The following is a 23,952-nucleotide window of genomic DNA, read 5'->3' as shown; positions in this document are numbered from 1 at the left end:
GGCGAACGCGTCGGGGTACCCGTCTTCCAGCCGTGCCATCGCCTCGTCCTGCTGCTCCTGGTCCTCGGCCCAGGCCCGAAGCCCGTTCAGCACAGCGGAGCTCTGAAGGGCAGCCGAGCGTACGTCCATCCCTCCGGAACACCCCGAGCCGGACGGAACACCAAGACCCTCCGCGAGCCGAAGTGCACGCCGCCGCAGCCAGCGGAGGGCGAGCCGGCGACTGCGCACCACGACCTCTCCCAGCGAAACCGCCCGCTGCCCGTCGGTCACGGTGATCTCTGCCGCGTAGCCCGCACCGGTCATGCGGCACGCTCCCGGGTCGGCGAATGGACCACGCCCTTCGCCGTCGCGGCTGCCGCTTCGGCGAAGGCCACGAGGATGTCCAGCTCGGCCACTTCGGCGGCGCGCTCGGCAATGCGCTGGTCAATCGCTGCGTCCAGCGCGGCGAGGAGCAGCGCGCGGGACGCCGTGTCCGAGTCGATGCGGTCCCACGTGACGGGCAGTTCGCTCGCGGAGTTCCGCTGCCGGGTTCCCACGGCGAGGACGAGTCGAACAGGGATGTGCTTCACGGCTGCTCCCCGTGCACGGCGACCCGGTGCCGCTTGCGCAGCACACGGCAGTCGGTCGCCCTGCTCTCGTCCCTCTCGCCCCGGGCCACGGCTTCGGCCAGGTCGAGTTCCTGGCAGTCCCGGCACTCGTCGGTCCCGGAAGGCTGGGCGGTGCTGTGGTCGGTCATGCCACGTCCCCCCGACTCCTGGCGTTCTCGTACGCGGTACGGGCGCGGAGGCGCTCGTCGGGGGTGGCGAGCCGGACGTATTCGGGGATGGCTTCCCACTCGGGACCCCCACCGACCGGCCGCAGAGACCAGTACGGACCGGAGACTCCGCGGAACTCCCCGACCCGGTCGTTACGGCCTCGATCCACCACGAGTGTCCCGGCGGGCGGGAGTTGGACGTGCTTCTGCTCAGACATCGCCGCACCTCTCTGTAGTCATTCCACTACCAAGGGCGTTCAGCGTGGCCTAGGGTGAGGAGCTGTTCAACGTGTCAGTCGCGAACGAAAGACTGGTGATGTCTCTTTGAACCGCAAGGAGTTGGACCCCGAAAGCAGTCCGCAAGCCGCCTTCGGGGCGCGTATCCGCCGTGTACGTGAGGCTCGTGGGTGGAAACAGGAAGAACTCGGCGAACGGATGGGGTACTCCGGTACGCACATCTCGGCCGTGGAGGTTGGTCGCAAGATGCCGACTCTCCGCTTTTCGCGCAGCGCGGACCAAGTGTTCGGCACCGGAGAAACCGCTGACACGTTCGAACGCCAATGGCGCGAGATCCGGCACGGATCGCTCCTGGAGGGCTTCCCGCAGTACGTCGGCCACGAGGGCCGGGCCGTGGAGATCCGGCTCTTCGAGATCGGGATCATCCCGGGCCTGTTGCAGACGCCGGAGTACGCACGAGTGCTGGCAGATGGAGATGTGCAGCGTGGGTCCATCGCACCGGAACAGGCGGCCGAGCGCGTTTCCTTTCTCGCGGAGAGGCAAGCTGCGTTGGCAAGGACCCGCCCGCCCATGGTGCTTGTTGTGATGGATGAGAGCTGCCTCCGTCACGCCGTTGGCGGGAGGGAGATCATGGCGGCACAGCTCCAGCGGTTGATTGAAATCGCCGCCCTCCCCAACTGGGTTCTTCAGGTGGCCCCGTTCGAGATAGGGGAGCGACGCCCGTTCAACCTCCCCGTCAATCTGCTCACTCTGGCTGATCGGTCCGTCTTGGCGTATGCCGAGTCGCAGGCACAGGGGCACGTGGATCGTGAAACTGCTTCTGTGGTGCCCTTGCTGACCGCATACCATCAACTGCAGGCCGAGGCGATGTCACAGGCGGCATCCGTGGCCATGATCAGCCAGCTAAGAAAGGGCACCCCGTGACGACCGAATCCCCCCGCTGGTTCAAGTCCTCATACAGCTCGAACGGCGGCAATTGCATCGAGGTCGCCGCCAACTTCGCCGCCGCACGCGGCATCGTCCCGGTTCGTGACTCCAAGACCCCGGCCGGCCCGGTTCTGAACGTCCTCACCGCCTCGTTCGCCACGTTCGTGGCAGGCGTGAAGGCCGGAGAGTTCGGCAGCGTCTGAGGGCCCACCCCGACACGTACCGATTCAGGGAAGCTCCGTCGTGCGGTGCGCGGCGGAGCTTCTCGCTGTCCGCGGCCCGCCGGATACGGCGAGCGCCCGATTCCTTCCGGCAGGGAAGATCCGCCGGCTGCTGAAGTCGATCCATGGGGGTGAGTACGCGTACTCAAGCGGGCGCGAGGTGTCGACCGGAGACTCTGTGCATGACATATCTCCGCGCCTCCATCAGCGCATTGACCCATCATCGGCACGGCCTCGCGACTGCCGCTCTCGCCGCTCTCGTGCTTACAGGCTGCGGAAGTGAGCTGAGTGGTGGTGATCTACAGGGTGAGCAGGGCAGGAGCGTCGTCTCCGAGACGAGTCCAACCCGGCCGTCCCCCGAGCAGGCGGCATTCGCGGCGATGCTCAACACGTTTGCGCAGGCATGTCCTCCGACCGAAGGGACCGCGCCAAGACCCACCTACAAGAAGCCGACGGGTCCGGAGGGGACGCAGAGTCTCGCCCCTGGGGAGAGTCCCCCCGCCGACCCGATCGAGCCTGGCGCAGCCACAGGGCCCGCAGCGGAGTTGAACGCCCGCGATTGGTGCGCGAGCGGCCACCACGAACAGCGCATCATCGAGGCGCTGCAGAAGGTAGCGGAGCCGACCCCTGCCAAGGTCCGGAAGACCCTGAACGGCCTCGGCTACATCGACGAACGCATCCACGGCCTCAAGCAGGACGGCAAGACCACACGCTTCTACCTCGACCTGCGCGAGAACGGCGGCCAGCTCTGCGAGGTGGGTCTGGCGGCGGGCGAGGTATCGGATGTCAACAAGTGCGTAGTCCCCGCATCCGGACCGTTCGCAGTCAAGACAGAAGAGCAACCGTAACGGTGGTTCGTTCCGCGGGTGACGACGTCGCGGTGTGTGGCCGCGGCTGCCATCACGCCGGGCGTCGCTCGCAGGGCCGCCGGGTCTCGTCGGCGTGGTAGCCGGGCACGCTCCGGGGCTCGCCTGCTTGAGGAGGTCCAGGGCCAGGACGACTCGCTCGGGTCGGTGGAGTGGGCGGTGTCGGTGGACTCCGGGGTCAACCGGGCCGTGATCCCGGAACGGGTCGATCAGAAAGCCGACCCGGCACGGCGCGGAATGGCCGTGGCAGGCCACCTGCCTTCGGCCGTGCGCTCTACAAGATCCGCAACGTCATCGAACGTGGCTTGCACCTGTCTGTCTTCCTCTCGTTTGCACACCTACTGAGGCCATCCCCGGCAACGCTTCCTCGATTCGCGAGGGACAACTGGACTTGATCGGATCGAAGTTGTGTCGTTGTTTCACTTCTCCGATATAGGTGTCACTGCGCGCGCATAGGTCCAAAAGTGGCTAAGACCATGCAATGTATGTTTATATTCCGCCGCTCATGGACCATGCGCGGCTCGCCGTCCGGGGGAGTCGCATCCGAAGGTGACGAGGCGCGCCCCCCAAGAAGACCGCGAAGCTCATTCAGGCCTACGCCGAGCGACGCAAGCCGGCCTCCGCGCACCGCAAGGCGGTCGCGGACATCCCGGGATTCCGGCACTCAAGAAAGCCTGACGTTCCGATAGGGGAGTACCGACGTGATCGCCATAGCGGCCGCTGTCGCGCAGATCATCGTGATCCTGATCCACCGCAGACGCACACCGTCAACGGCCTCCCGCCCCACTTCCTGGTCCTGGATGGCGGCCTGTCTGGGGGCGTGCGCGGCCGGATGGCTCGCCATCGGACGGCCCGCGATCAGTTGGGGCGACCTCTGCCTGACACTCATGTGGGGCGTGCTCATCGGCTCCGAGGCCGCCAGGGCAGCCAAGGAACTGTCCGGGCGCGCCTGGGCAGGATGGGCGACAGCCTGCGCCGGCGGAGCGGCCTCGGCCACCTGGCTCCTGGAAAGCCCGCTCCCCTTCACCTGACAGACCCGAAGGGGAAGCCCGGTACTCGGGTACTGGCCGCCGGCAGAGTCCGGCAGGGACCGGACGAGGGCAGGGCTCGGCCGGCAATGACAGCGCTGCCGTCGACTTCCCGTATCACTCGTGGCCGGCAGCCGCCGTCGTACCCCTACCTCGGGCTCACCGCAGGTGCGTCCCCGTCCACGTCCTCCGCCGGGGCCTCGCCGAACCGGGCCAGGGCCAGTGCGCCCGCCACGGCCACCGCGAAGCCGGTGACCGCCAGCCAGCCGAGGCCCTCGCGGGTACGGTCCCCGAGCCAGATGACGCCCACCAGCGCGGGCCCGATCGTCTCGCCCAGGACCATTCCGGCGGTCGCCGTGGTCACCGAGCCGCGCTGCAGCGCCGAGGTGAGCAGCAGGAACGCCGAGCCGCCGCCCACCAGCAGCGCGTACGTGGCCGGGTTGGACAGCAGGGCAGCCGGTGAGACGTCGTCGATGAGCCGGACCGCGACCTCCACCACCCCGAAGCCGCAGCCCGCGCCGAGCCCCAGGACCAGGGCCCGCGCCCGTTCGGGCAGCCGCCCGGCCGTCGTGCCGATCAGCAGGATGCCGAGGGCGATGCCGAGCATCGACCAGCGCAGCGCGTCCGATCCGGGCAGGTGTCCCTCGCCGCCGGAGGCGAGCCCCAGCATGCCCAGGCCCGCGCAGACGACGGCGACGGCCGTCCACTCGGTGGCGCTCAGCCGCACATGGAGGAGGCGGGCGGCGACGACCGCGGTCACGGCCAGGCTCGCCGCGAGTGCCGCGCCGACCGCGTAGATGGGCAGGGAGCGCAGGGCGATGATCTGGAGGACGAAACCGAGGCCGTCCAGGGCGAGCCCGGCGACGTAGCGCCACTGCCGCAGGGCCCGCAGCAGCAGCGCCGGATCGACCCCCGCGCCGGCCCCTGGCTCGGCCGCGGCCCGCGCGGCGACGGCCTGAAGAACGGAGGCCGTACCGAAGCAGACCGCGGAACCGAGCGCACAGATCATCCCCAGGAGCACACGGGGACTCTACTGGTGACGGCACGGTGGCCCCAAGGCCGAGCGGCCCCGCGACGCACCTGGGCGGGCGGGGCCGCCCCAGCCCGGCGCCGGGTGCCGAACCGGAGGCGGTCAGCCGCGCAGGACCTCGCGGAGCTGCTCCAGGCCCCAGTCCAGATCCTCCTTGCTGATCACCAGCGGCGGGGCGATCCGGATCGTCGAACCATGGGTGTCCTTCACCAGCACCCGGCGGTCCATCAGCTTCTCGGAGATCTCCCGGCCCGTGCCGTGGCCCGGATCGATGTCGACGCCCGCCCAGAGCCCGCGCCCCCGCACCGTCTGCACCGCGCCCCCGCCCACCAGCAGGCCCAGCTCCTGATGGAGGTGGTCGCCCAACTCCGTTGCCCGCTGCTGGAACTCACCGGTGCGCAGCATCGCGATGACCTCCAGCGCCACCGCGCACGCCAGCGGATTGCCACCGAACGTCGAACCGTGCTCCCCGGGCCGGTACACCCCCAGCACCGCGGCTGACGAGACCACGGCCGACACCGGCACGATGCCGCCGCCCAGCGCCTTGCCGAGCACGTACATGTCCGGCACGACGCCCTCGTGCTCGCACGCGAACGTCTTCCCGGTCCGGCCGAGACCCGACTGGATCTCGTCCGCGATGAACAGCACGTTCCGCTCGCGGGTCAGCTCCCGGACCCCGGGGAGATAGCCGGGCGGCGGCACCAGGACCCCGGCCTCGCCCTGGATCGGCTCCAGCAGCACCGCCACGGTGTTCTCCGTCATCGCGGCCCGCATCGCGGTCAGATCCCCGTACGGCACGATCTCGAACCCCGGCGTGTACGGGCCGAAGTCCGCGCGGGCCTCGTGGTCCGTGGAGAAGCTGATGATCGTCGTCGTCCGGCCGTGGAAGTTGTCCGAAGCGACGATGATCTTCGCCATGCCGTCCGGGACGCCCTTGACCCGGTAGCCCCACTTTCGGGCGGTCTTCACCGCGGTCTCCACCGCCTCCGCGCCGGTGTTCATCGGCAGCACCATCTCCATGCCGCACAAGTCGGCGAGCTGCGTACAGAATTCGGCGAACCGGTCGTGATGGAAGGCCCGCGAGGTGAGGGTCACCCGCTCCAGCTGCGCCTTGGCCGCGTCGATCAGTCGGCGGTTGGCGTGGCCGAAGTTGAGCGCCGAGTAGCCGGCGAGCATGTCGAGATAGCGCCGCCCCTCGACATCGGTCATCCAGGCACCTTCCGCCGTCGCGACGACGACGGGCAGCGGATGGTAGGTGTGCGCGCTGTGCGCCTCGGCGGAGGCGATGGCGTTTTCCGTGGTCGACACGGGATCTCCGTTCGTCGTGCGGCTCGGGTTGGTGTGCCCACTTTGTATCGTCGGTCGGATCACCCACGAGGAAACCTTCGCTTCACGGCGCGCTCCGCGTTTTCCTCTGCCGGGGCCGCCCACCCCGGCGCCGCTGACTGCGCCCGCCGAGTCCGGTAGCGGCGGGCCGGCCTCCCGCGGTCCCGCCCCGCGCCCGGCCGTCGCCCGCGGCCGGACCGGCCGGGCGGACTGTGTTCCTGGTCTCATTCGCGGCGGTCCGCGACAGCCACGGCGTCCTCACAGCTTTCATACACCGGCTGCCCGAGATCGGTTCCGTACCTGAGACAATGATTTCCATGGCCTCTGAACGTCCCCGTGTGCTCTCCGGAATCCAGCCCACCGCAGGCTCGTTCCACCTCGGCAACTACCTCGGCGCGGTCCGCCAGTGGGTGGCCCTGCAGGAGTCCCACGACGCCTTTTACATGGTCGTCGACCTGCACGCGATCACCGTCCCGCAGGACCCCGCGCAACTGCGCGCCAACACCCGGCTCGCCGTCGCCCAGCTGCTCGCCGCCGGGCTCGACCCGGAGCGCTGCACGCTCTTCGTCCAGAGCCATGTTCCCGAGCACGCCCAGCTCGGCTGGGTCATGAACTGCCTGGCCGGCTTCGGCGAGGCGTCCCGGATGACGCAGTTCAAGGACAAGTCCGCCAAGCAGGGTGCCGACCGCGCCACCGTCGGGCTCTTCACCTACCCGATGCTGATGGTCGCCGACATCCTGCTCTACCAGGCCGACCAGGTCCCGGTGGGCGAGGACCAGCGCCAGCACCTGGAGCTGACCCGGAATCTCGCCGAGCGGTTCAACGGCACCTACGGCGACACCTTCACCGTGCCGGACCCGTACATCCTCAAGGAGACGGCGAAGATCTACGACCTCCAGGACCCGTCGGCGAAGATGAGCAAGTCGGCGGCCACCCCGAAGGGGCTGATCAACCTCCTCGACGAGCCGAGGATCACCGCCAAGAAGGTGAAGAGCGCGGTCACCGACACCGACACGGTGATCCGCTTCGACCAGGCGGAGAAGCCCGGTGTCAGCAACCTGCTGAGCATCTATTCCACCCTTACCGACACTTCTGTCCCGGATCTGGAACAGAAGTACGAGGGCAAGGGTTACGGTGCGTTGAAGACCGACCTCGCAGAGGTCATGGTCGAGTTCGTCACACCGTTCCGGACCCGCACCCAGGAATATCTCGACGACACCGAGACGCTGGACTCCATCCTGGCCAAGGGCGCGGAGAAGGCCCGGGCCGTCGCCGCCGAGACCCTGGCGCGGACCTATGACCGCATGGGTCTGCTGCCCGCGAAGCACTGAGTCCAAGGACCCTGGCGGTACCGCCTCCACAGGCGGCACACTGGCGATGTGAAGCTTGCGGCCGGCAGTGGCTGAAAGCAGACCATCGAGGATTGAGGAGAACGATGTGGGGACCGTAACGCTCGGCGTTTCGATCGCGGTCCCGGAGCCCTACGGCAGCCTGCTCCAGGAGCGGCGCGCGAGCTTCGGGGACCCTGCCGCACGTGGCATTCCCACCCACGTCACCCTCCTTCCGCCGACCGAGGCGGAGGCGGCCCTCCTGCCCGCGATCGAGGCGCACCTCGCCGGGATCGCGACCGGTGGCCGCCCCTTCCCGATGCGGCTGTCCGGCACGGGCACCTTCCGCCCGCTCTCGCCGGTCGTCTTCGTCCAGGTCGTCGAGGGCGCCTCGGCGTGCTCCTGGCTGCAGAAGCGGGTCCGGGACGCCTCCGGCCCGCTGGTGCGCGAGCTCCAGTTCCCGTACCACCCGCATGTCACCGTGGCGCACGGCATCTCCGAAGAGGCGATGGACCAGGCGTACGCGGAGCTCGGCGACTACGAGGCCGCCTGGACCTGCGCTTCCTTCGCGCTGTACGAGCAGGGCCCGGACAGCGTCTGGCGCAAGATCAACGAGTTCCCGTTCTCGGCGGGCGGCGGCGCCCCCGCTGTCCCCGCGCAGAGCGGCAGCTCCGTGGACGCGCCCTCGCTCCACCCCTGACCTGCCCCCTGGCCCGCCATCCCCGGCCCGCCGCCCCTGGCCCGCCGGCCCGAACCGGCGGGCTCCGGAGCCGCCCGGCCGACCGGCCGGATCAGACCGGCAGGCGCCGGAACAGCGGCCGCGGCACATGCCGCAGCGCCGACATCACGGCCCGGAGTGCCCCAGGCACCCACACCGTCTCCGAACGCCGCCGCAGGCCCGTCACGATCGCGGCCGCGACGGCGTCGGGCGTGGTCACCAGGGGTGCCCGGGTGAACGGGATCGTCGCGAGCGGCGCACCGGACCGGTCCGGACCGGCCGACCGTACGAGACCGGGGCGTACGACCATCACGTGCACGCCCGTACCGTGCAGCGCGTCCCCCAGCCCCTGGGCGAACGCGTCCAGGCCCGCCTTGCTCGACCCGTAGATGAAGTCCGCACGCCGGGCGCGCTCCCCTGCCACCGATGACAGCACCACCAGCGAGCCGTGCCCCTGCGCCTGGAGTGCGCCGGCGCACACCAGCCCCGCCGAGACGGCCCCGGTGTAGTTGGTCTGGGCGACCCGGACCGCGGAGAGCGGTTCCTCCTCGTCGCGTTCCTGATCGCCGGGGATACCGAAGGCGAGGAGCACCATGTCGATGTCGCCCTCGGTGAAGATCTTGCCGAGGGTGGTCTCGTGGGACTCGGTGTCCAGGGCGTCGAAGTCGACGGTACGGACATAGGCCCCGCGCCCGCGCAGCTCGGCCGCGGCGGACTCCAGGGCGGGGGAGGGGCGCCCGGCCAGCCAGACCGTGCGGGTACGGCAGGCGATCAGGCGGCGTGCGGTGGCGAGCCCGATCTCCGAGGTACCGCCGAGAACGAGCAGGGACTGCGGGGCACCGAAGGCATCCTTCACGGAAACGCTCCTTAGGAAAGGCGGAAGGCGGAGGCGGGGGAGCAGGGCAGAGCGACGGCCGGAGCCGCAGCCGGTGCCGCAACCGGAGCGGCGGTCAGAGCGACAGCCGGCGCGAGAGGTCCGACCTGAACGCCCCGTTCGGGTCCAACTCGGCTCGCAGTGAACGGAATTCACCCAGTCGCGGGTACATCGCGGCCAGCGCGTCGGGGAGCAGCCGGGAGTCGTTCGTCAGGCCTACCCGGCCGCCCGCGGCCGCCACCTCCTCGTCCAGGCCGTCGAGGAAGCGGGCCAGCCCCGGCAGGGCGGCCGGCAGGTCGAGGGAGAGGGCCCAGCCGGGCACCGGGAACGACAGCAGGCCGGGATCGCTCTCGCCGAACCGTCTGAGCACGGCGAGGAACGACGGGCAGCGCCGCTGGGAGATCTGCCGGACGATCCGGTGCAGGGTCTCCTCCTGTCCGCGGCCGACGGCGAACTCGTAGTGCACGAAGCCGCCGCGCCCATGAATCCGGTTCCAGTGCGGCACGGCGTCCAGCGGGTGGAAGAAGGCGGGGATCCGCTGCAGTTCGCCGGTGCGGGACCTGGGCGCCCGGCGGTACCGGAGCTCCGCCAGGACGGCTGCGGAGGTACGGCCGGCCGGCCCTGCGGGGACCAGGCCCGGTACGAGCGCGTGGGCGGCGGGCAGTTGGGCGGGGCGGAACGAGAGCGGTGTGCGCCGGGCGTGCGCCGGGAGTGCGTCCAAGGGGGCGTGCACCCCCCTGGTCAGGACGCCCCGGCCCGTCGCCCGGCCGCGGGCGGTCAGGTCGACCCAGGCGGACTCGTGGCGGTCACGGTCGCCGCCCGCGGTGAGACGGGCCATCAGGTCGTCCAGATCGGCGGCCCGTTCGGTGTCGACCGACATCAGGGACGTCGCGACGGGGCGGAGCCGGAGCGTGGCCGAGAGGATCACCCCGGTCAGGCCCATGCCGCCCGCGGTCGCGTCGAAGAGCGGCGTGCCGGCCCGGACCGTGCGGATATCGCCGTCGGCGGTGAGCAGTTCGAACTCCGTGACGTGGCGGGAGAAGGAGCCCGCGGCGCGGTGGTTGTCGCCGTGGACGTCGGAGCCGATCGCGCCGCCCACCGTGATGTACCGGCTGCCGGGCGTCACCGGCAGGAACCAGCCGAGCGGCAGCAGCACCTCCATCAGCCGGTGCAGGCTCACGCCCGCCTCGCACACCACCGCACCGGTCCCGGCGTCGAAGGCGAGGATGCGGTTCAGCGCCGTCATGTCGAGGACGGAGCCCCCCGCGTTCTGCGCCGCGTCGCCGTGCGCCCGGCCGAGGCCGCGGGCGATCGAGCCACGGGGCCCGCAGCCGCGTACCGTCGCCGCCGCCTCCTCGTGACTACGGGGGCGAAAGCGCAGCGCGGTCGTCGGGGCGGTACGGCCCCAGCCGGTCAGGGACACGGTGTCGACAGACATGAGGGTGACCGTATAGCCCGAGAAAACACCTTTGAGGGATTTGTTACAACACTCACCGAAATGGGTGATTGGAAAGGTGTCATCTCCTACGCTCCGCACCGGGCACCGGTTTTCGGTGCCGGGGAGGGTAGTCGTACGTCATGGACTGGCTGAAAAAACTCCCTGTCATCGGGCCGCTCGTCTCCCGGCTGATGGAGACGCACGCCTGGCGCAGTTACGAGACGCTCGAACGGGTCCACTGGGCCAGGCTCGCCGCGGCGATCACGTTCATCAGCTTCCTGGCGCTCTTCCCGCTGATCGCGGTCGGCGCGGCGATCGGCGCGGCGCTGCTCTCCGACAAGCAGCTGGACACGATCGAGAACAAGGTCACCGAGCAGGTCCCCGGCATCTCCGACCAGCTGGGCATCGACAGTCTGGTGGCCCACGCGGGCACGGTCGGGCTGGTGGCCGGTGCGCTGCTGCTCTTCACCGGCATCGGCTGGGTCGGCTCGATGCGGGACTGCCTGCGCGCGGTGTGGGGCATGGACGATCTGGACCAGGGCAATCCGGTCGTTCGCAAACTCAAGGACGCCGGGGTGCTGTTCGGCCTGGGCGGTGCGGCCCTGGTGACCCTGGCGATCTCCTCGGTCGGTTCCGTCGCCGTCGGCCGGGTCGCCGATCTGATCAACATCCCGCAGGGCGGTGCGGGCGGTGTGCTGCTCCGGATCGCGGCCCTGGTGGTGGCGGTGTGCGCCGATTTCCTGCTGCTGCTCTATCTGCTGACGCTGCTGCCCGGCGTCGAGCCGCCGCGACGCCGACTGCTGGTCGCCGCGCTGACCGGCGCGGTCGGCTTCGAGCTGCTGAAGCTGCTGCTCGGCAGCTATATGCAGGGCGTCGCGGCGAAGAGCATGTACGGCGCGTTCGGCGTGCCGATCGCCCTGCTGCTATGGATCAATTTCACCGCGAGGCTGCTGCTGTTCTGCGCCGCCTGGACGGCGACGCCGAGCAAGGACGCCGAGAAGCCCCCGCCCGCAGCGGACGACAGGGCCCAGGACGACGCGGCCCGGGGCGAGGAAGCCCGGGGCAGGAGCGCCCCGGGCGGCCGGGTCAGCGGCGAGGGCGGCGGCGCACCAGGTCCGGCAGCGGCCAGCGCCGGTTGACCAGGAACGCGGCTCCGGCCAGCAGCACCAGCACCCCGCCGGTGATGCCCAGCGCGATCCCGGCCCCGCCGGTGCCGCCCGAGGCAGCGGCCTTCGCGGTCTTCGCCGGGCCGTGTTTGCCCTTGGCCGAGGCGGGGCCGTCGGCCTCGGCGCCCTTGCCCGTGCCGTTTCCGGTCACCGCGGACTTCGGGGGGACCAGCTCGCCGACCGGCGTGACCTTGCCGCTGGCGCTGAAGCCCCAGTCGAGCAGGCTCGCCGCCTCCTTGTAGACGGCGTGCGTCTCGTCGGACGACGGGTTCATGACGGTGACGAGCAGCACCTTGCCGTCGCGCTCGGCGACACCGGTGAAGGTGTTGCCCGCGTGCGTCGTGTAGCCGTTCTTGACGCCCGCGATGCCCTTGTACGGAGTGACGCCGTCGGCCCCGGTGAGCAGCCGGTTGGTGTTCTGGATGCCGAAGCTCTCGCGCTTCTCGCCCTTCTTCTTCTCGCCGGGGAACTGCGCCGTGGCGGTCGAGCAGTACTCGCGGAAGTCCGCGTTCTGCAGCCCGCTGCGGGCGAACAGCGTCAGGTCGTACGCGCTGGAGACCTGCTCGGGGGAGTCGTAGCCGTCGGGCGACACGACAGTGGTGTCCAGGGCCTGCAGTTCCTCGGCGTGTGTCTGCATGTCGCGGACCGTCTTGGGGACACCGCCGTACATCGAGGCCAGCACGTGCACCGCGTCGTTGCCCGAACGCAGGAAGACGCCGAGCCACAGGTCGTGCACCGTGTAGCTGAGGTTCTCCTTGATGCCCACCAGGCTGCTGCCCTCGCCCATGTCGGCGAGGTCCTCGTCCTTCACCGTGTACTCCAGGGTCTTCGGCTGCAGGGCCGGCGTCGGCATCACGGTGTCCGCGAAGAGCATCTTCAGCGTGGAGGCCGGGGGCAGCCGCCAGTGCGGATTGTGCGAGGCGAGCACCTCACCGCTCTCGGCGTCCGAGACCATCCACGATCTGCCGGTCAGGTCCTTGGGCAGGACCGGGGCGCCGGGGCCGAGATTGACCTGGGTGCCGGTCCGGCCGAGCTGGTCGCCCCCGACCTTCGACATTCCGGCGGGCGGCTTCGGCGCGTTGTCGTCGGCGTCCTTGGCGACCGCCGAAGCAGGGCTGACGACAAAAACGGACAGCAGGGCGGCAGAGGTGACCGCCAAAGCGGTCTTCTTGAGAGCTGACACGGTCGAAAACGTACATGCAGGTGATGCGAAAATGGACACCGACGGTATGACCCGCCGTGTGTACCGCCAGGACAGCCCACCCCGGGCGAGCCGGCCCGAGCGAGGCGGAGATACTGAGCCCATGAAGCTCAGCCGCCCCGTCTCCTGGTTCCTGCTCGCCTTCGGGGTGTGGAGCTGGTTCATCTGGATCACTTTCGTCAAGAACCTGTGGAAGGACGGCAGCGGTCTCGCCTTCGACGACGCGGGTGACCCTACTGCGTACTTCTGGGTGCATCTGCTGCTCGCCATCACGTCCTTTCTTCTGGGGACGGCGGTTGGCGTGATCGGGTTCCGTGGCGTCAGGGCGTTGCGCGACCGGACCGCGTAGCGACTCGGCACCTCGTACGGACCGGATACGGACAAACAGGGCGGGGCAGAGCACGTGGCAGTCATGGGATTCGCTCTGGTGGCGATCGTGGTCCTCGCGTTGCTCGTCGCCGTGCACCGCTATGTGTGGCGCCGCTTCGTCGGTGACACGACGGCGGCGGGCAGCCCGCTGCGCCGGGCGGGCACGGTGGCGGCGTACGTCCTGCCGCTGCTGAGCGTCGGCGCGCTGGTCTCCGGCCGTACGGGGGCGCCCTTCTGGCTCCAGCAGGTGCTGGCCTGGCCGGGCTATCTGTGGCTGGCCGCCCTGCTGTACCTGACGCTGGCGCTGCTGGCCGGTGAGGCGGTACGGCCGCTGCTCCGCCGGCTGCTCGCGCGCCGGGCGACGGCGGGGACGGAGGCGGAGGCCGCAGCGGCGCCGGTGCCGACACCGCAGGCCGAGCCCGCCGCAACGGACACCCGTGCCTCCGCGCCGGTGCCCGGAGCGTTGGCCGCCGCATCCGCCGCATCCGCCGCATCCGCCGCATCCGCCGCATCCGTCGCGTCCGTCGCGTCCGCCGCAGAGACCGGAACGGCCGCTCCGCCCGCCGCGCCGCCGGCCCCCGCTCCCGCCGACGGCACCCCTTCGCGCCGGCTGTTCGTCGCGCGGGCCGTCGGGGGCGCCGCGGCCGTCGCCGGGCTCGGCACGGTCGGGTACGGCACCTACGGGGTGCTGCGCGGCCCGCGGGTCAAGCGCGTCACCGTCCCGCTGGCCCGGCTGCCCCGCTCCGCGCACGGCTTCCGGATCGCCGTCGTCAGCGATATCCACCTCGGCCCGATCCTGGGCCGGGCGCACACCCAGCGGATCGTCGACACGGTCAACCGGACCCAGCCCGACCTGATCGCGGTCGTCGGGGACCTGGTGGACGGATCGGTCGCCGATCTCGGGCCGGCCGCCGAACCGCTCGCGCGACTGAGCTCCCGGCACGGCGCGTTCTTTGTCACCGGCAACCACGAGTACTACTCCGGCGCGGCCCAATGGGTGGATCATGTACGGGAATTGGGGATGCACCCGCTGGAGAATGCCCGGGTGGAGATCGACGGCTTCGACCTGGCCGGGGTCAATGACATCGGGGGCGAGAGCGAAGGGCAGGGCCCGGACTTCGATCGGGCCCTGGGCGACCGGGACCGGTCCCGGGCCGCCGTCCTCATGGCTCATCAGCCCGTCGTCATCGATGAGGCCGTCGCGCACGGCGTGGACCTGCAGCTCTCCGGCCACACCCACGGCGGCCAGCTCTGGCCGGGCAACTACATCGCGGAACTGTCCAACCCCACGGTCGCCGGGCTCGAACGCTACGGCGACACCCAGCTGTACGTCACGCGCGGCGCGGGCGCCTGGGGTCCGCCGGTGCGGGTCGGTGCCCCCTCGGACATCACCGTCGTCGAACTCGCCTCCAAGCAGGCGTAGGTGTCCCGCAGGGCCTCCCGGGGCCCGGCACAGGTGAATTCGGTGACTGGTTATCAACCCTCTGTATTCGGCCTATCCGCCCAAGGTTTCAAGTAACGAACAAAAGGCTATGTGTCTCTGATTTCCTCTTCCAGATGTGAAAATCGTGTGATTGGCTGAGCGCGAACGTGCGGTGATCTGCGTATCTGAGCGCGACGCCGAGGTGGGGCTGTTAAGGGAGAGCACGGCAATGCGGTCGATCCGACTACGGATTCTCGCGATTCTCGCGGTTTTGGTCATCGCAGGCGTCGGCGCCTGGCAGTTGCTTCCCTCGGACGGAGCGAAGAAGGACCCGGTCACCGTCGGCACGACCGACGAGGTGACCTCGCTCGACCCGGCCGGAGCCTACGACGCCGGCTCCTGGGCGATGTACAGCAACGTCTACCAGTCCCTGATGACGTTCAAGTCCGGGGCGATCGTCCCCGAACCGGACGCGGCCGAGAGCTGCGGCTTCATCGGCGGGAAGCTCCAGACGTACCAGTGCAAGCTCCGGGACGACCTGACGTTCTCCAACGGCCGGAAGGTGACCGCCGAGGACGTCAAGTACTCCTTCGAGCGCATGCGCAGGATCAAGACGGACGTCGGTCCTTCGGTGCTGTTCCCCAGCCTCAAGAACGTGGTCGCCGAGGGCCGGCTGATCACGTTCAACCTCTCCTCGCGCGACGCGACCTTCCCGCAGAAGCTCGCCACCGGGGCCGGTTCGATCGTCGACCGCGACGACTACCCGGACGGTAAACTCCGCTCGGGTGACTCCGTGACGGGCTCGGGGCCGTACGTGCTCAAGTCGTACCAGCCGGGCGTCAGCGCCGAACTGGTGCCGAACACCAAGTACAAGGGTGCGCTGAAGAAGACCGGCGGACCGGTCACCGTGCGCTACTACAAGCAGTCGGACGACCTCCTGGCGGCCTTGAAGTCGGGGCGGGTCGATGTCACGCACCGTCAGCTCCCGCCGTCCACGCTCGCCGAGCTGAACCCGGGCGACGCCGACCAGCGCATCACCGAGGCGGACAGCGCCGAGATCCGCAACCTCGTCTTCAACGTCCGCGAGGGGTCCCCGCTCGCCGACAAGCGGGTCCGGCAGGCCATCGCGTCGATCATCGACCGCGCGCCGCTGGTGACCGACGTCTACAAGGGCACCGTCGAACCTCTCTACTCGCTGATCCCGCAGGGCTACATCGGGCACAGCACCCCGTTCTTCGACGAGTACCCCGCGCCCGACCCCAAGCGCGCCAAGAAGCTGATGCAGGAAGCGGGCGTGCAGCTGCCGCTCCACATCACCTTCGCCTACCGCGCCGACGACGCGTACACGAAGGAGACCGGGGAGATCCGGCGCCAGCTGGAGGAGGACGGGCTGTTCAAGGTCACGGTGAAGGCCGTGGAGTGGAAGGCGTTCCAGAAGGGGTACGCGGCCGGCGAGTACGACGCGTACACCGTCGGCTGGCTCCCCGACTACCCGGACCCCGACACCTTCAGCCAGCCGCTCGTCGGCCGCGACAACAGCCTCCACAACGGCTACAGCAGCAAGAAGATGGACTCGCTGATCAGCGACACGCTGCAGTTCAGCGACCGCAGCCGCACCTCGGCCGACTTCAAGGAGCTCCAGAAGCTGGTGGGCGAGGACGTGCCGCTCGTGCCGCTGTGGCAGAAGAAGGACTACGTCGTCGCCAAGCCCGACGTATCCGGTTCGCAGTACCTCTCGGACGGCACCGGCATCTGGCGGCTGTGGGAACTCGGCTGGATCTGAGCGGCCGTCACGGATCAGTGGCGCAGTACACCACGGAGCGGCCGTCCCGGCGTCAACGGGGCGGCCGCTGCGCGGTGTACGCCGTCACCACGGCTCCGGGTCAGCCCGGCCGGCCCGCCGCCCGCCCCGCCGCTCCGGGCAGGAACTCCTCCAGCACCTCGTGGACCTGGCGCACGAGCGGCCGCAGCACCCGGAACCGGGACAGGACGATGGCCCGCGCGACGATCGGGGCGGTGCGCTCGACGAGGCGGCGGCTGCGTTCGGCGTTGTCCGTCCGGTCGTACACCCAGTACAGCACCAGGCCCATCTGGTTCAGCCACATCAGCTGCGGCAGCAGCTCGGCCAGTTCCGGGTCGACCTTGGTGCCCGCGCCCGCCAGGCAGCGCTCGTGGACGGAGATCGCCGCGTCGCGCGCCGCGACGGAGTCCTTCGAGAAGGGGCTGAGCGGGCTCTCCGGATCGGCGGCGTTCTTGAAGAACTGGGCGGCGAAGCGGTGGTACGGCTCCGCCACGTCCAGCCAGCTGAGCAGGACCCCGCGGATGCGTACCGCGAGGTCCTTGTCGCCGGCCAGAACCGGCTGGACCGCCGCCTCGTGCTCGGCGGCGATCCGGTCGTAGAAGCCCTGGACGAGGTGTTCCTTGGACGAGAAGTAGTAGTACGCGTTCCCTACGGAGACCCCGGCCTCCTGGGCGATGGCCCGCATCGTCGTCTTGTCGTAGCCGCGTTCCTGGAAGAGCCGGAGCGCGGTTTCGAGGATGAGTGTGCGGGTCTGCTCGCTCTTGGGAGCCTTGACTTCCTTCACGTCCTTCTCTTCCTTCACCACGGTCCCGAGGGTACCGGGGTCACGAGGTGCCGGGCTCCGGGCCCCGCACCGCGCACTCGCCGTCCCCGGCCGCCCGGCAGGGCGCTGCTGTCAGGGAGCGGTACTTCGCGGCGGCGAGGACGGTCGCCCGGGCGAACGGGCGGCCGGCCGGGGTGGTCAGCCAGTGGGACCTGGGCCGGTGCTCGGCCAGCGCCCAGAGGCAGACGATCCACGCGGACGTGCCGCGGTAGATCTGGCCCCCGTCACCGATCACCGTGATCTCCTCCAGGGTCCCGGAGTGGTCGAGACCGGGGAAGCGGCGGTGCGCCTGCGCGGAGTCCGCCGGGACGAGATCGAGCGGGACCAACTGGCGCTGCTTCATCAGCCACTGCCGCAGATGGACGCAGAGCGAGCACTGCGCGTCGTAGAGCACGGTGAGCCGTTCGACGGACAGCCGTCGCCCACCGGTCCGGGCCGCCATGGCCGGCCCTCACGCCTTGGCGGTGGGCGCGGTCCACGGTCCGGTGCCCGGACCCGTCCAGCCCTGCGGCGGTACGGGCGGGGTCTGCTCACGATCCATCAGGCCCCGGCGGCGGATCTTGTTCAGCACATAGACGTTGCCCAGGTGCATGACCCCGAGGACGAGCAGGACGACACCGACCTTCACCGAGAGTGCGTCGAAGAGCCCGCGGGCGTCGGCGACCTTGTCGGAGTTCTTCAGGTAGAGCGTCACGAACCCCAGGTTGACCAGGTAGAAGCCGACCACCAGCAGATGGTTGACGGCGTCGGCGAGCTTCTCGTTCCCGTGCAGCACATCGGCGAGGAAGACCCTGCCGTTGCGGCTGAGCGTGCGGGCCACCCAGATGGTGAGCGCCACGCTGATGAGCAGATAGATGACGTACGCGACAACAGTGAGGTCCATGCCTCACCCTCCTTTGAACGCGTTCAAATGCTGTTGTCATGGACTGTAGACCTGACTTTGAACATGTTCAAGCGGGGGCTTCGGTGGTCCGCGTCACCTGGTCGGCGGGCGCCGCGAAGCGCCGTACGCCCGGCACGGCGGCGGTGGCCAGGCAGGCCGCACCGACCGCCAACCCAGCTGCGGCAAGGGGGACTTCGGTGCCCCAGGCCGAAGCCGCCAGTGGGGCGAGGGCGTAGCCCAGCGGCATCGCGCCGAGGGAGAGCAGCCAGTCGTACGAGGTCACCCGGGCCAGTGCGTGGGCGGGTACGGCGGACTGGACGGCGGTCTGCCAGACCGGGTTGAGGTAGCCGAGTCCGGCCTGGGAGATCCCGTACGCGGCGATGGCGACGACGGCGGGGGCGTGTGCGGCCAGCAGGCAGAGCGGCAGCGCGTACAGGGCGAGGCCCAGATTGGCGATCAGGACCGGGCGGCGCGGCCGGGCCCGGCCGGCCAGCAGCGAACCGAGCAGCAGGCCGACGGCGCCGGTCTGGAGGAAGGCGAGCCACATGCCCTTGCCGCCCAGGTGGTCGAGGAAGAGCGCCGGGCCCAGCGTCATCAGGACGGCCGCCGCACCGTTCCAGACGGAGTGGGCGATCAGACTCGTCCAGTACCAGTCGCGGCCGCGGACCTCGCTCCAGCCCTCCTTGAGGTCGCTGAGCACGGAGCTGCGGGCGACGGGGACGTGCCGGACGTCGATCGCGGACAGCAGCGCGGCGCTCACCGCGAAGCTGGCACCGTCCAGCACGAACGCCCAGCCGGGCCCCGCGGTGAGGACCAGCGCTCCGGCGACCGCGGGGCCGCCGATTCGGGTCGCGCTGCTGACCACCGCCATCAGGGAGTTGGCGCGCAGCAGCCCGGACTCCGCCACGGTGCCGCGGATCAGCGGGGAGACGGTCGGCATCGCGAAGGCCCCGGCGGCGCCGCCGAGCGCCTCGGCCACCGCGATCTGCCACAGCGCCGGTGCGCCGGAGAGGAGTTCGGCGCCGACGAAGAGCTGGCTTGCGCACCGTACGAGATCGGTGGTGAGCGCGACCGTGCGGGCGTTGAAACGGTCGCCGACAACGCCGCCGAGCGGCAGCAGGAGCAGTTTGGGCACCATCGCGCAGGCGAGCACCAGGGCGAGCGCGCCGGTCGAGCCGGTGGCCAGGTAGACGGCGAGGGTGAGTGCCGCGGGGATCGCCGCGTCGCCGAGCATCGAGAGGCTGCGGCCGATGAAGAGCAGGCGGAAGGAGCGGGTGCGCAGGGGATGAGGCATGGCGCGGAATCTATTTCGTCTTCGAATTATTCGTCAACGAAATATTGCGTACCGAAGGGTAGTTGGGGTCTCGGCGTAGGCTGTGGACCATGGAGCAACGGGACTGGACCGACGGACACGTGGAGCGGTGGAAGCCGGTGCTTCCGGAACTCGACCCGGACGTCGAGGGCGCGGTGACCCGGATGAAGAAGCTCTCCGTCCATCTGCGCCGGGTGCGTGAGCAGTCCCTGGTCGACTTCGCCCTGGACCGCCAGGAGTTCGACACCCTGCACAAGCTCGCCGGCCGCGGCGGCAAGGCGGCCCCGTCCGATCTCGCCGCAGACCTCGACCTCGCGCCCGCCTCCGTCACCGGCCGGCTGGACGCGCTGGAGCGGCGCGGATTCGCCCGCCGTACGCCCTCCACCACCGACCGGCGGCGGGTGGACGTGGAGCTGACCGACCAGGGCCGTTCGACGTGGCTCGGCGCGATGGCCTTCCTCGGCAACGAGGAGGAGCGGCTGCTCGGCGTCCTCGGCAAGGACGAACGCAGACTGCTCAACTCCATGCTGCGGCGCATCATGGTGGTCGCCGAGGACCGGGGCGGCGCGGCCTGGGACTGACGGGCCGCGGCTCCGCGCGGGGCAGCCAGGAGGCCCCGCCTCCCGCGGTGTTCGTGCGGAGGACGGGGCCCTGGATGCTACGGGCGCGGCAGGAAGGTCAGAAGCGACGCGTGATCAGCGCGCGCTTGACTTCCTGGATCGCCTTGGTGACCTCGATGCCACGCGGGCAGGCGTCCGTGCAGTTGAAGGTGGTGCGGCAACGCCACACCCCGTCACGGTCGTTGAGGATCTCCAGGCGCTGCTCGCCGCCCTCGTCGCGCGAGTCGAAGATGAAGCGGTGCGCGTTGACGATCGCCGCCGGGCCGAAGTACTGCCCGTCGTTCCAGAACACCGGGCACGAGGACGTGCACGCGGCGCACAGGATGCACTTGGTGGTGTCGTCGAAGCGCTCGCGGTCCTCGGCGGACTGCAGACGCTCGCGGGTCGGCTCGTTCCCCTTGGTGATGAGGAAGGGCATGACGTCGCGGTAGGCCTGGAAGAACGGGTCCATGTCGACCACGAGGTCCTTGAGGACCGTGAGGCCCTTTATGGCCTCGACCGTGATCGGCTTCTCCGGGCTCAGGTCCTTGATCAGCGTCTTGCAGGCGAGCCTGTTCTTGCCGTTGATCCGCATTGCGTCCGAGCCGCAGATGCCGTGCGCGCAGGAGCGGCGGAAGGTCAGCGTTCCGTCGGTCTCCCACTTGATCTTGTGAAGGGCGTCGAGCACACGCTCCTTCGGGTCGATCTCGATCTGGAAGTCCTGCCACTGGGACTCCTCGGAGACCTCCGGGTTGAACCGGCGGATCCGGAACGTGGCGGTGATGTACGGGGTGTCGGCGAAGCCGGCCTCGGGCTCAGGGACCTTGTCGGCCTTTTCCATCGTGGGGGTAGCCATCAGTACTTACGCTCCATCGGCTGGTAGCGGGTCTGGACGACCGGCTTGTAGTCCAGCCGGATCGACTCGGTGCCGTCGTCGGCGACCTCGCGGTACGCCATGGTGTGGCGCATGAAGTTGACGTCGTCGCGGTTCGGGTAGTCCTCGCGGTAGTGACCGCCGCGGGACTCCTTGCGGGCCAGCGCGGAGGTCGCCATGACCTCGGCGAGCTCGAGCAGGTTGCCCAGCTCGACCGCTTCGAGCAGATCCGTGTTGAACCGCTTGCCCTTGTCCTGGATGGACACGTTGAGGTAGCGCGCACGCAGCTCCGCGATCTTGTCGACCGCGGTCTTGATGGTCTGCTCGGTGCGGAACACCATCACGTTGGCGTCCATGCACTCCTGCAGCTCCAGACGGATCGCCGAGACCCGCTCGGTGCCGGTGGAGTTGCGCAGCCGCTCGACCTGGTCGACGACCTGCTGCGCCGGGTTCTCGGGAAGCTCGACGTAGTCGTTCTTCGCGGAGTACTCGGCGGCGGCGATGCCCGACCGGCGTCCGAAGACGTTGATGTCGAGCAGCGAGTTGGTGCCGAGGCGGTTGGCGCCGTGCACGGAGACACAGGCGACCTCGCCCGCGGCGTACAGGCCCGGGACGACGGTGGTGTTGTCGGCCAGCACCTCGCCCTGGACGTTGGTCGGGATGCCGCCCATGGCGTAGTGCGCGGTCGGCTGGATCGGGATCGGGTCCGTGTAGGGCTCGATGCCGAGGTACGTACGCGCGAACTCGGTGATGTCCGGGAGCTTGGCGTCCAGCTGCTCCGGCGGCAGGTGTGTCAGGTCCAGGTAGACGTGGTCGCCCTCGGGACCGCAGCCGCGGCCCTCGCGGATCTCCGTGTAGATGGAGCGGGACACGACGTCACGGGACGCGAGGTCCTTCATGACGGGCGCGTACTTCTCCATGAAGCGCTCGCCGTCCTTGTTGCGGAGGATGCCGCCCTCACCGCGGGCGCCCTCCGTCAGCAGGATGCCCATGCGCCAGATGCCCGTCGGGTGGAACTGGAAGAACTCCATGTCCTCCAGCGGCAGACCGCGGCGGTACGCGGCGGCCTGGCCGTCACCCGTCAGGGTGTGCGCGTTCGACGTCACCTTGAAGAACTTGCCGGTGCCGCCGGAGGCGAAGATGACCGACTTCGCCTGGAAGACGTGGATCTCGCCGGTCGCCAGCTCGTAGGCGACGACGCCCGCGGACTTCTTGACCCCGTCCACCTCCTGGAGCAGCAGGTCCAGGACGTAGAACTCGTTGAAGAACTCCACACCCTCCTTGACGCAGTTCTGGTACAGCGTCTGGAGGATCATGTGGCCGGTGCGGTCCGAGGCGTAGCAGGACCGGCGGACCGGGGCCTCGCCGTGGTTACGGCTGTGGCCGCCGAAGCGGCGCTGGTCGATCTTGCCCTCGGGCGTGCGGTTGAACGGCAGGCCCATCTTCTCCAGGTCGAGAACGGAGTCGATGGCCTCCTTCGCCAGGATCTCGGCGGCGTCCTGGTCGACCAGGTAGTCGCCGCCCTTGATCGTGTCGAAGGTGTGCCACTCCCAATTGTCCTCCTCCACATTGGCGAGCGCGGCGGCCATACCGCCCTGCGCGGCGCCCGTGTGGGAGCGGGTGGGATAGAGCTTGGTCAGCACGGCGGTGCGGCTGCGCTTGGTCGACTCGATGGCCGCGCGCATGCCGGCGCCGCCGGCGCCGACGATGACGGTGTCGTACTTGTGGATCTGCATGGTTTACCTCTGGTCCTTCGGGCCCGGCGCCTAGCGGATGTTCGGGTCGAAGGTGAAGATCACCAGCGTGCCCAGCAGGACGGTGAACACCGTGGCGGTGTACAGCAGCATCTTCAGCCAGAAGCGGGTGTTGTCCCGTTCGGCGTAGTCGTTGATGACCGTACGGAGGCCGTTGGCGCCGTGCAGCATGGCGAGCCACAGCATCGCCAGGTCCCACATCTGCCAGAACGGCGAGGCCCAGCGGCCCGCCACGAAGGCGAAGCCGACCTTCGAGACGCCGCCGTCCAGCACCAGCTGGATCAGCAGGTGGCCGATGACCAGGACGACCAGGACGACACCCGACAGGCGCATGAAGAGCCAGGCGTACATCTCGAAGTTGGTGCGCGAGCCCTTGGGCGTCTTGCCGGTCCGCGTACGCGGGGGCTCGATCACGGGGGCCGGGTTGTCTGAATCGAATCGGCCCGCAGGCTGAACGCCTTCGACTGCGCCGATCGCGGAAGTCTCGGTGGACATGGGCCTCAGCTCCCGAAGATGGAACGGACGGCGTGGCCGAGGACGGGGTACAGGGCCCCGACCATGAGCACGATCCAGATGCCCAGCACGGTCCAGAGCATCTGCTTCTGGAGGCGCGGGCCCTTGGCCCAGAAGTCCACGGCGATGATGCGGAGACCGTTCAGCGCGTGGAAGAGAATCGCGGCCACGAGGCCGTATTCAAGGAACGCGACAGGCCATGTCTTGTATGTGGCCACGACGTCGTCGTAGGCCTCGGGGGAGACACGGACGAGAGCGGTGTCCAGGACGTGTACGAACAGGAAGAAGAAAATGAGGACACCGGTGACTCGATGAGCCACCCAGGACCACATGCCTTCCCGGCCGCGGTACAGCGTTCCAGCCGGCACGGAAGAACCCTCCGGGAGCGGGGATTGGGGTCGGCCGGCTTGACTGTCGGTCTGACCCGGCCAGGTACGGTCCACCGGCCCCGGCCATCGTAGCGACGGTTTGTCGGTTCGTTCGCGCC

The 23,952-nt window shown here is 69.6% G+C and carries 27 protein-coding genes and 1 pseudogene; 12 read left to right on the top strand and 16 right to left on the bottom strand.

Annotated elements, in window-relative coordinates:
• Window positions 1–299 precede the first annotated feature (299 nt).
• From OG322_RS13315 to OG322_RS13305, 3 genes are read right to left on the bottom strand one after another with little or no spacing between them, the layout of a single operon-like run.
• Window positions 300–569: a hypothetical protein gene (locus OG322_RS13315; protein WP_329306449.1), complete on the bottom strand. Its 270-nt coding sequence runs from the start codon at window positions 567–569 to the stop codon at window positions 300–302.
• On the bottom strand, window positions 566–736 hold the full coding sequence (locus OG322_RS13310) for a hypothetical protein (RefSeq protein ID WP_164494384.1): 171 nt from the start codon (window positions 734–736) through the stop codon (window positions 566–568). Before OG322_RS13310 ends, OG322_RS13315 begins: the two co-directional genes overlap by 4 nt.
• A complete protein-coding gene (locus OG322_RS13305; RefSeq protein ID WP_123461168.1) occupies window positions 733–972 on the bottom strand; it encodes a hypothetical protein in 240 nt (79 codons plus the stop codon). The genes OG322_RS13310 and OG322_RS13305 overlap by 4 nt, the downstream gene beginning before the upstream one ends.
• A 106-nt stretch (window positions 973–1,078) precedes the next feature.
• On the opposite strand from OG322_RS13305, the gene OG322_RS13300 reads away from it, so the two are divergent.
• From OG322_RS13300 to OG322_RS13280, 5 genes and pseudogenes are all read left to right on the top strand, one after another.
• Window positions 1,079–1,915 (top strand): helix-turn-helix domain-containing protein, encoded by an 837-nt coding sequence (locus tag OG322_RS13300; RefSeq protein ID WP_329306448.1) that lies wholly within the window; start codon window positions 1,079–1,081, stop codon window positions 1,913–1,915.
• On the top strand, window positions 1,912–2,121 hold the full coding sequence (locus OG322_RS13295) for a DUF397 domain-containing protein (RefSeq protein ID WP_329306447.1): 210 nt from the start codon (window positions 1,912–1,914) through the stop codon (window positions 2,119–2,121). The genes OG322_RS13300 and OG322_RS13295 overlap by 4 nt, the downstream gene beginning before the upstream one ends.
• A 563-nt stretch (window positions 2,122–2,684) precedes the next feature.
• The gene (locus OG322_RS13290) at window positions 2,685–2,987 is read left to right on the top strand and encodes a hypothetical protein (protein ID WP_185095368.1); all 303 of its coding nucleotides are present in this window, start codon (window positions 2,685–2,687) and stop codon (window positions 2,985–2,987) included.
• A gap of 201 nt (window positions 2,988–3,188) precedes the next feature.
• A pseudogene (locus OG322_RS13285) lies at window positions 3,189–3,307 on the top strand (IS5/IS1182 family transposase); the annotation flags it as partial.
• Between the two features lie 399 nt (window positions 3,308–3,706).
• A complete protein-coding gene (locus tag OG322_RS13280) occupies window positions 3,707–4,036 on the top strand; it encodes a hypothetical protein (RefSeq protein WP_148085524.1) in 330 nt (109 codons plus the stop codon).
• 145 nt (window positions 4,037–4,181) lie between these two features.
• On the opposite strand, the gene OG322_RS13275 is transcribed toward OG322_RS13280, so the two are convergent.
• Window positions 4,182–5,042 carry a hypothetical protein gene (locus tag OG322_RS13275; protein ID WP_123462376.1) on the bottom strand — a complete coding sequence of 287 codons (861 nt, stop codon included), beginning with the start codon at window positions 5,040–5,042 and terminating at the stop codon, window positions 4,182–4,184.
• Window positions 5,043–5,165: 123 nt separating this feature from the next.
• Window positions 5,166–6,371, bottom strand: coding sequence for an ornithine--oxo-acid transaminase (gene rocD, locus OG322_RS13270; protein WP_329306446.1), 1,206 nt, complete (start codon window positions 6,369–6,371; stop codon window positions 5,166–5,168).
• A 335-nt stretch (window positions 6,372–6,706) separates the two neighbouring features.
• On the opposite strand from rocD, the gene trpS reads away from it, so the two are divergent.
• Both trpS and OG322_RS13260 read left to right on the top strand, forming a co-directional pair.
• Complete coding sequence (gene trpS / locus OG322_RS13265; protein ID WP_123462378.1) at window positions 6,707–7,720, top strand: tryptophan--tRNA ligase; 1,014 nt, start codon at window positions 6,707–6,709, stop codon at window positions 7,718–7,720.
• A 106-nt stretch (window positions 7,721–7,826) separates the two neighbouring features.
• Window positions 7,827–8,417: a 2'-5' RNA ligase family protein gene (locus tag OG322_RS13260; protein WP_329306445.1), complete on the top strand. Its 591-nt coding sequence runs from the start codon at window positions 7,827–7,829 to the stop codon at window positions 8,415–8,417.
• A 91-nt stretch (window positions 8,418–8,508) separates the two neighbouring features.
• On the opposite strand, the gene OG322_RS13255 is transcribed toward OG322_RS13260, so the two are convergent.
• Window positions 8,509–9,291, bottom strand: coding sequence for a decaprenylphospho-beta-D-erythro-pentofuranosid-2-ulose 2-reductase (locus OG322_RS13255; protein ID WP_123461175.1), 783 nt, complete (start codon window positions 9,289–9,291; stop codon window positions 8,509–8,511).
• A gap of 94 nt (window positions 9,292–9,385) precedes the next feature.
• Complete coding sequence (locus OG322_RS13250; RefSeq protein WP_329306444.1) at window positions 9,386–10,747, bottom strand: FAD-binding oxidoreductase; 1,362 nt, start codon at window positions 10,745–10,747, stop codon at window positions 9,386–9,388.
• A 140-nt stretch (window positions 10,748–10,887) separates the two neighbouring features.
• On the opposite strand from OG322_RS13250, the gene OG322_RS13245 reads away from it, so the two are divergent.
• Window positions 10,888–11,886, top strand: coding sequence for a YihY/virulence factor BrkB family protein (locus OG322_RS13245; protein ID WP_123461177.1), 999 nt, complete (start codon window positions 10,888–10,890; stop codon window positions 11,884–11,886).
• Here the strand turns inward: OG322_RS13245 and OG322_RS13240 are convergent.
• Window positions 11,834–13,096 (bottom strand): D-alanyl-D-alanine carboxypeptidase family protein, encoded by a 1,263-nt coding sequence (locus OG322_RS13240; protein WP_329306443.1) that lies wholly within the window; start codon window positions 13,094–13,096, stop codon window positions 11,834–11,836. The two genes, OG322_RS13245 and OG322_RS13240, sit on opposite strands and share 53 nt — an antisense overlap.
• A 121-nt stretch (window positions 13,097–13,217) precedes the next feature.
• Here OG322_RS13240 and OG322_RS13235 point away from each other — a divergent pair, with 121 nt between their 5' ends.
• The 3 genes from OG322_RS13235 to OG322_RS13225 all read left to right on the top strand — a co-directional run bounded on the left by OG322_RS13235 (window position 13,218) and on the right by OG322_RS13225 (window position 16,689).
• On the top strand, window positions 13,218–13,463 hold the full coding sequence (locus OG322_RS13235; protein ID WP_241200109.1) for an SCO4848 family membrane protein: 246 nt from the start codon (window positions 13,218–13,220) through the stop codon (window positions 13,461–13,463).
• A gap of 63 nt (window positions 13,464–13,526) precedes the next feature.
• Window positions 13,527–14,906, top strand: coding sequence for a metallophosphoesterase (locus tag OG322_RS13230; protein ID WP_329306442.1), 1,380 nt, complete (start codon window positions 13,527–13,529; stop codon window positions 14,904–14,906).
• 229 nt (window positions 14,907–15,135) lie between these two features.
• On the top strand, window positions 15,136–16,689 hold the full coding sequence (locus OG322_RS13225; protein ID WP_124285284.1) for an ABC transporter substrate-binding protein: 1,554 nt from the start codon (window positions 15,136–15,138) through the stop codon (window positions 16,687–16,689).
• A 100-nt stretch (window positions 16,690–16,789) separates the two neighbouring features.
• Here OG322_RS13225 and OG322_RS13220 read toward each other — a convergent pair whose 3' ends face one another.
• The 4 genes from OG322_RS13220 to OG322_RS13205 form a co-directional block, all read right to left on the bottom strand.
• The gene (locus tag OG322_RS13220; protein ID WP_123461181.1) at window positions 16,790–17,512 is read right to left on the bottom strand and encodes a TetR/AcrR family transcriptional regulator; all 723 of its coding nucleotides are present in this window, start codon (window positions 17,510–17,512) and stop codon (window positions 16,790–16,792) included.
• Between the two features lie 19 nt (window positions 17,513–17,531).
• A complete protein-coding gene (locus tag OG322_RS13215; RefSeq protein WP_123461182.1) occupies window positions 17,532–17,972 on the bottom strand; it encodes a thiol-disulfide oxidoreductase DCC family protein in 441 nt (146 codons plus the stop codon).
• 9 nt (window positions 17,973–17,981) lie between these two features.
• Complete coding sequence (locus OG322_RS13210) at window positions 17,982–18,413, bottom strand: hypothetical protein (RefSeq protein WP_123461183.1); 432 nt, start codon at window positions 18,411–18,413, stop codon at window positions 17,982–17,984.
• A gap of 67 nt (window positions 18,414–18,480) precedes the next feature.
• Window positions 18,481–19,707: an MFS transporter gene (locus OG322_RS13205; protein WP_329306441.1), complete on the bottom strand. Its 1,227-nt coding sequence runs from the start codon at window positions 19,705–19,707 to the stop codon at window positions 18,481–18,483.
• 89 nt (window positions 19,708–19,796) lie between these two features.
• Here OG322_RS13205 and OG322_RS13200 point away from each other — a divergent pair, with 89 nt between their 5' ends.
• The gene (locus tag OG322_RS13200; RefSeq protein ID WP_329306440.1) at window positions 19,797–20,306 is read left to right on the top strand and encodes a MarR family winged helix-turn-helix transcriptional regulator; all 510 of its coding nucleotides are present in this window, start codon (window positions 19,797–19,799) and stop codon (window positions 20,304–20,306) included.
• 97 nt (window positions 20,307–20,403) lie between these two features.
• On the opposite strand, the gene OG322_RS13195 is transcribed toward OG322_RS13200, so the two are convergent.
• From OG322_RS13195 to sdhC, 4 genes are read right to left on the bottom strand one after another with little or no spacing between them, the layout of a single operon-like run.
• On the bottom strand, window positions 20,404–21,180 hold the full coding sequence (locus OG322_RS13195; RefSeq protein WP_123461186.1) for a succinate dehydrogenase iron-sulfur subunit: 777 nt from the start codon (window positions 21,178–21,180) through the stop codon (window positions 20,404–20,406).
• A complete protein-coding gene (gene sdhA, locus OG322_RS13190) occupies window positions 21,180–22,934 on the bottom strand; it encodes a succinate dehydrogenase flavoprotein subunit (RefSeq protein WP_123461187.1) in 1,755 nt (584 codons plus the stop codon). The genes OG322_RS13195 and sdhA overlap by 1 nt, the downstream gene beginning before the upstream one ends.
• A gap of 30 nt (window positions 22,935–22,964) precedes the next feature.
• Window positions 22,965–23,447, bottom strand: coding sequence for a succinate dehydrogenase hydrophobic membrane anchor subunit (locus tag OG322_RS13185; protein ID WP_123461188.1), 483 nt, complete (start codon window positions 23,445–23,447; stop codon window positions 22,965–22,967).
• 5 nt (window positions 23,448–23,452) lie between these two features.
• Window positions 23,453–23,833, bottom strand: coding sequence for a succinate dehydrogenase, cytochrome b556 subunit (gene sdhC / locus OG322_RS13180; protein WP_123461189.1), 381 nt, complete (start codon window positions 23,831–23,833; stop codon window positions 23,453–23,455).
• Window positions 23,834–23,952: the final 119 nt, after the last annotated feature.

It is taken from the genome of Streptomyces sp. NBC_01260 (genome assembly GCF_036226405.1).
Classification (GTDB): domain Bacteria; phylum Actinomycetota; class Actinomycetes; order Streptomycetales; family Streptomycetaceae; genus Streptomyces; species Streptomyces laculatispora.
Note: the sequence above shows the minus strand (reverse complement) of the source record. Positions and strands in the feature narration are given on the sequence as shown.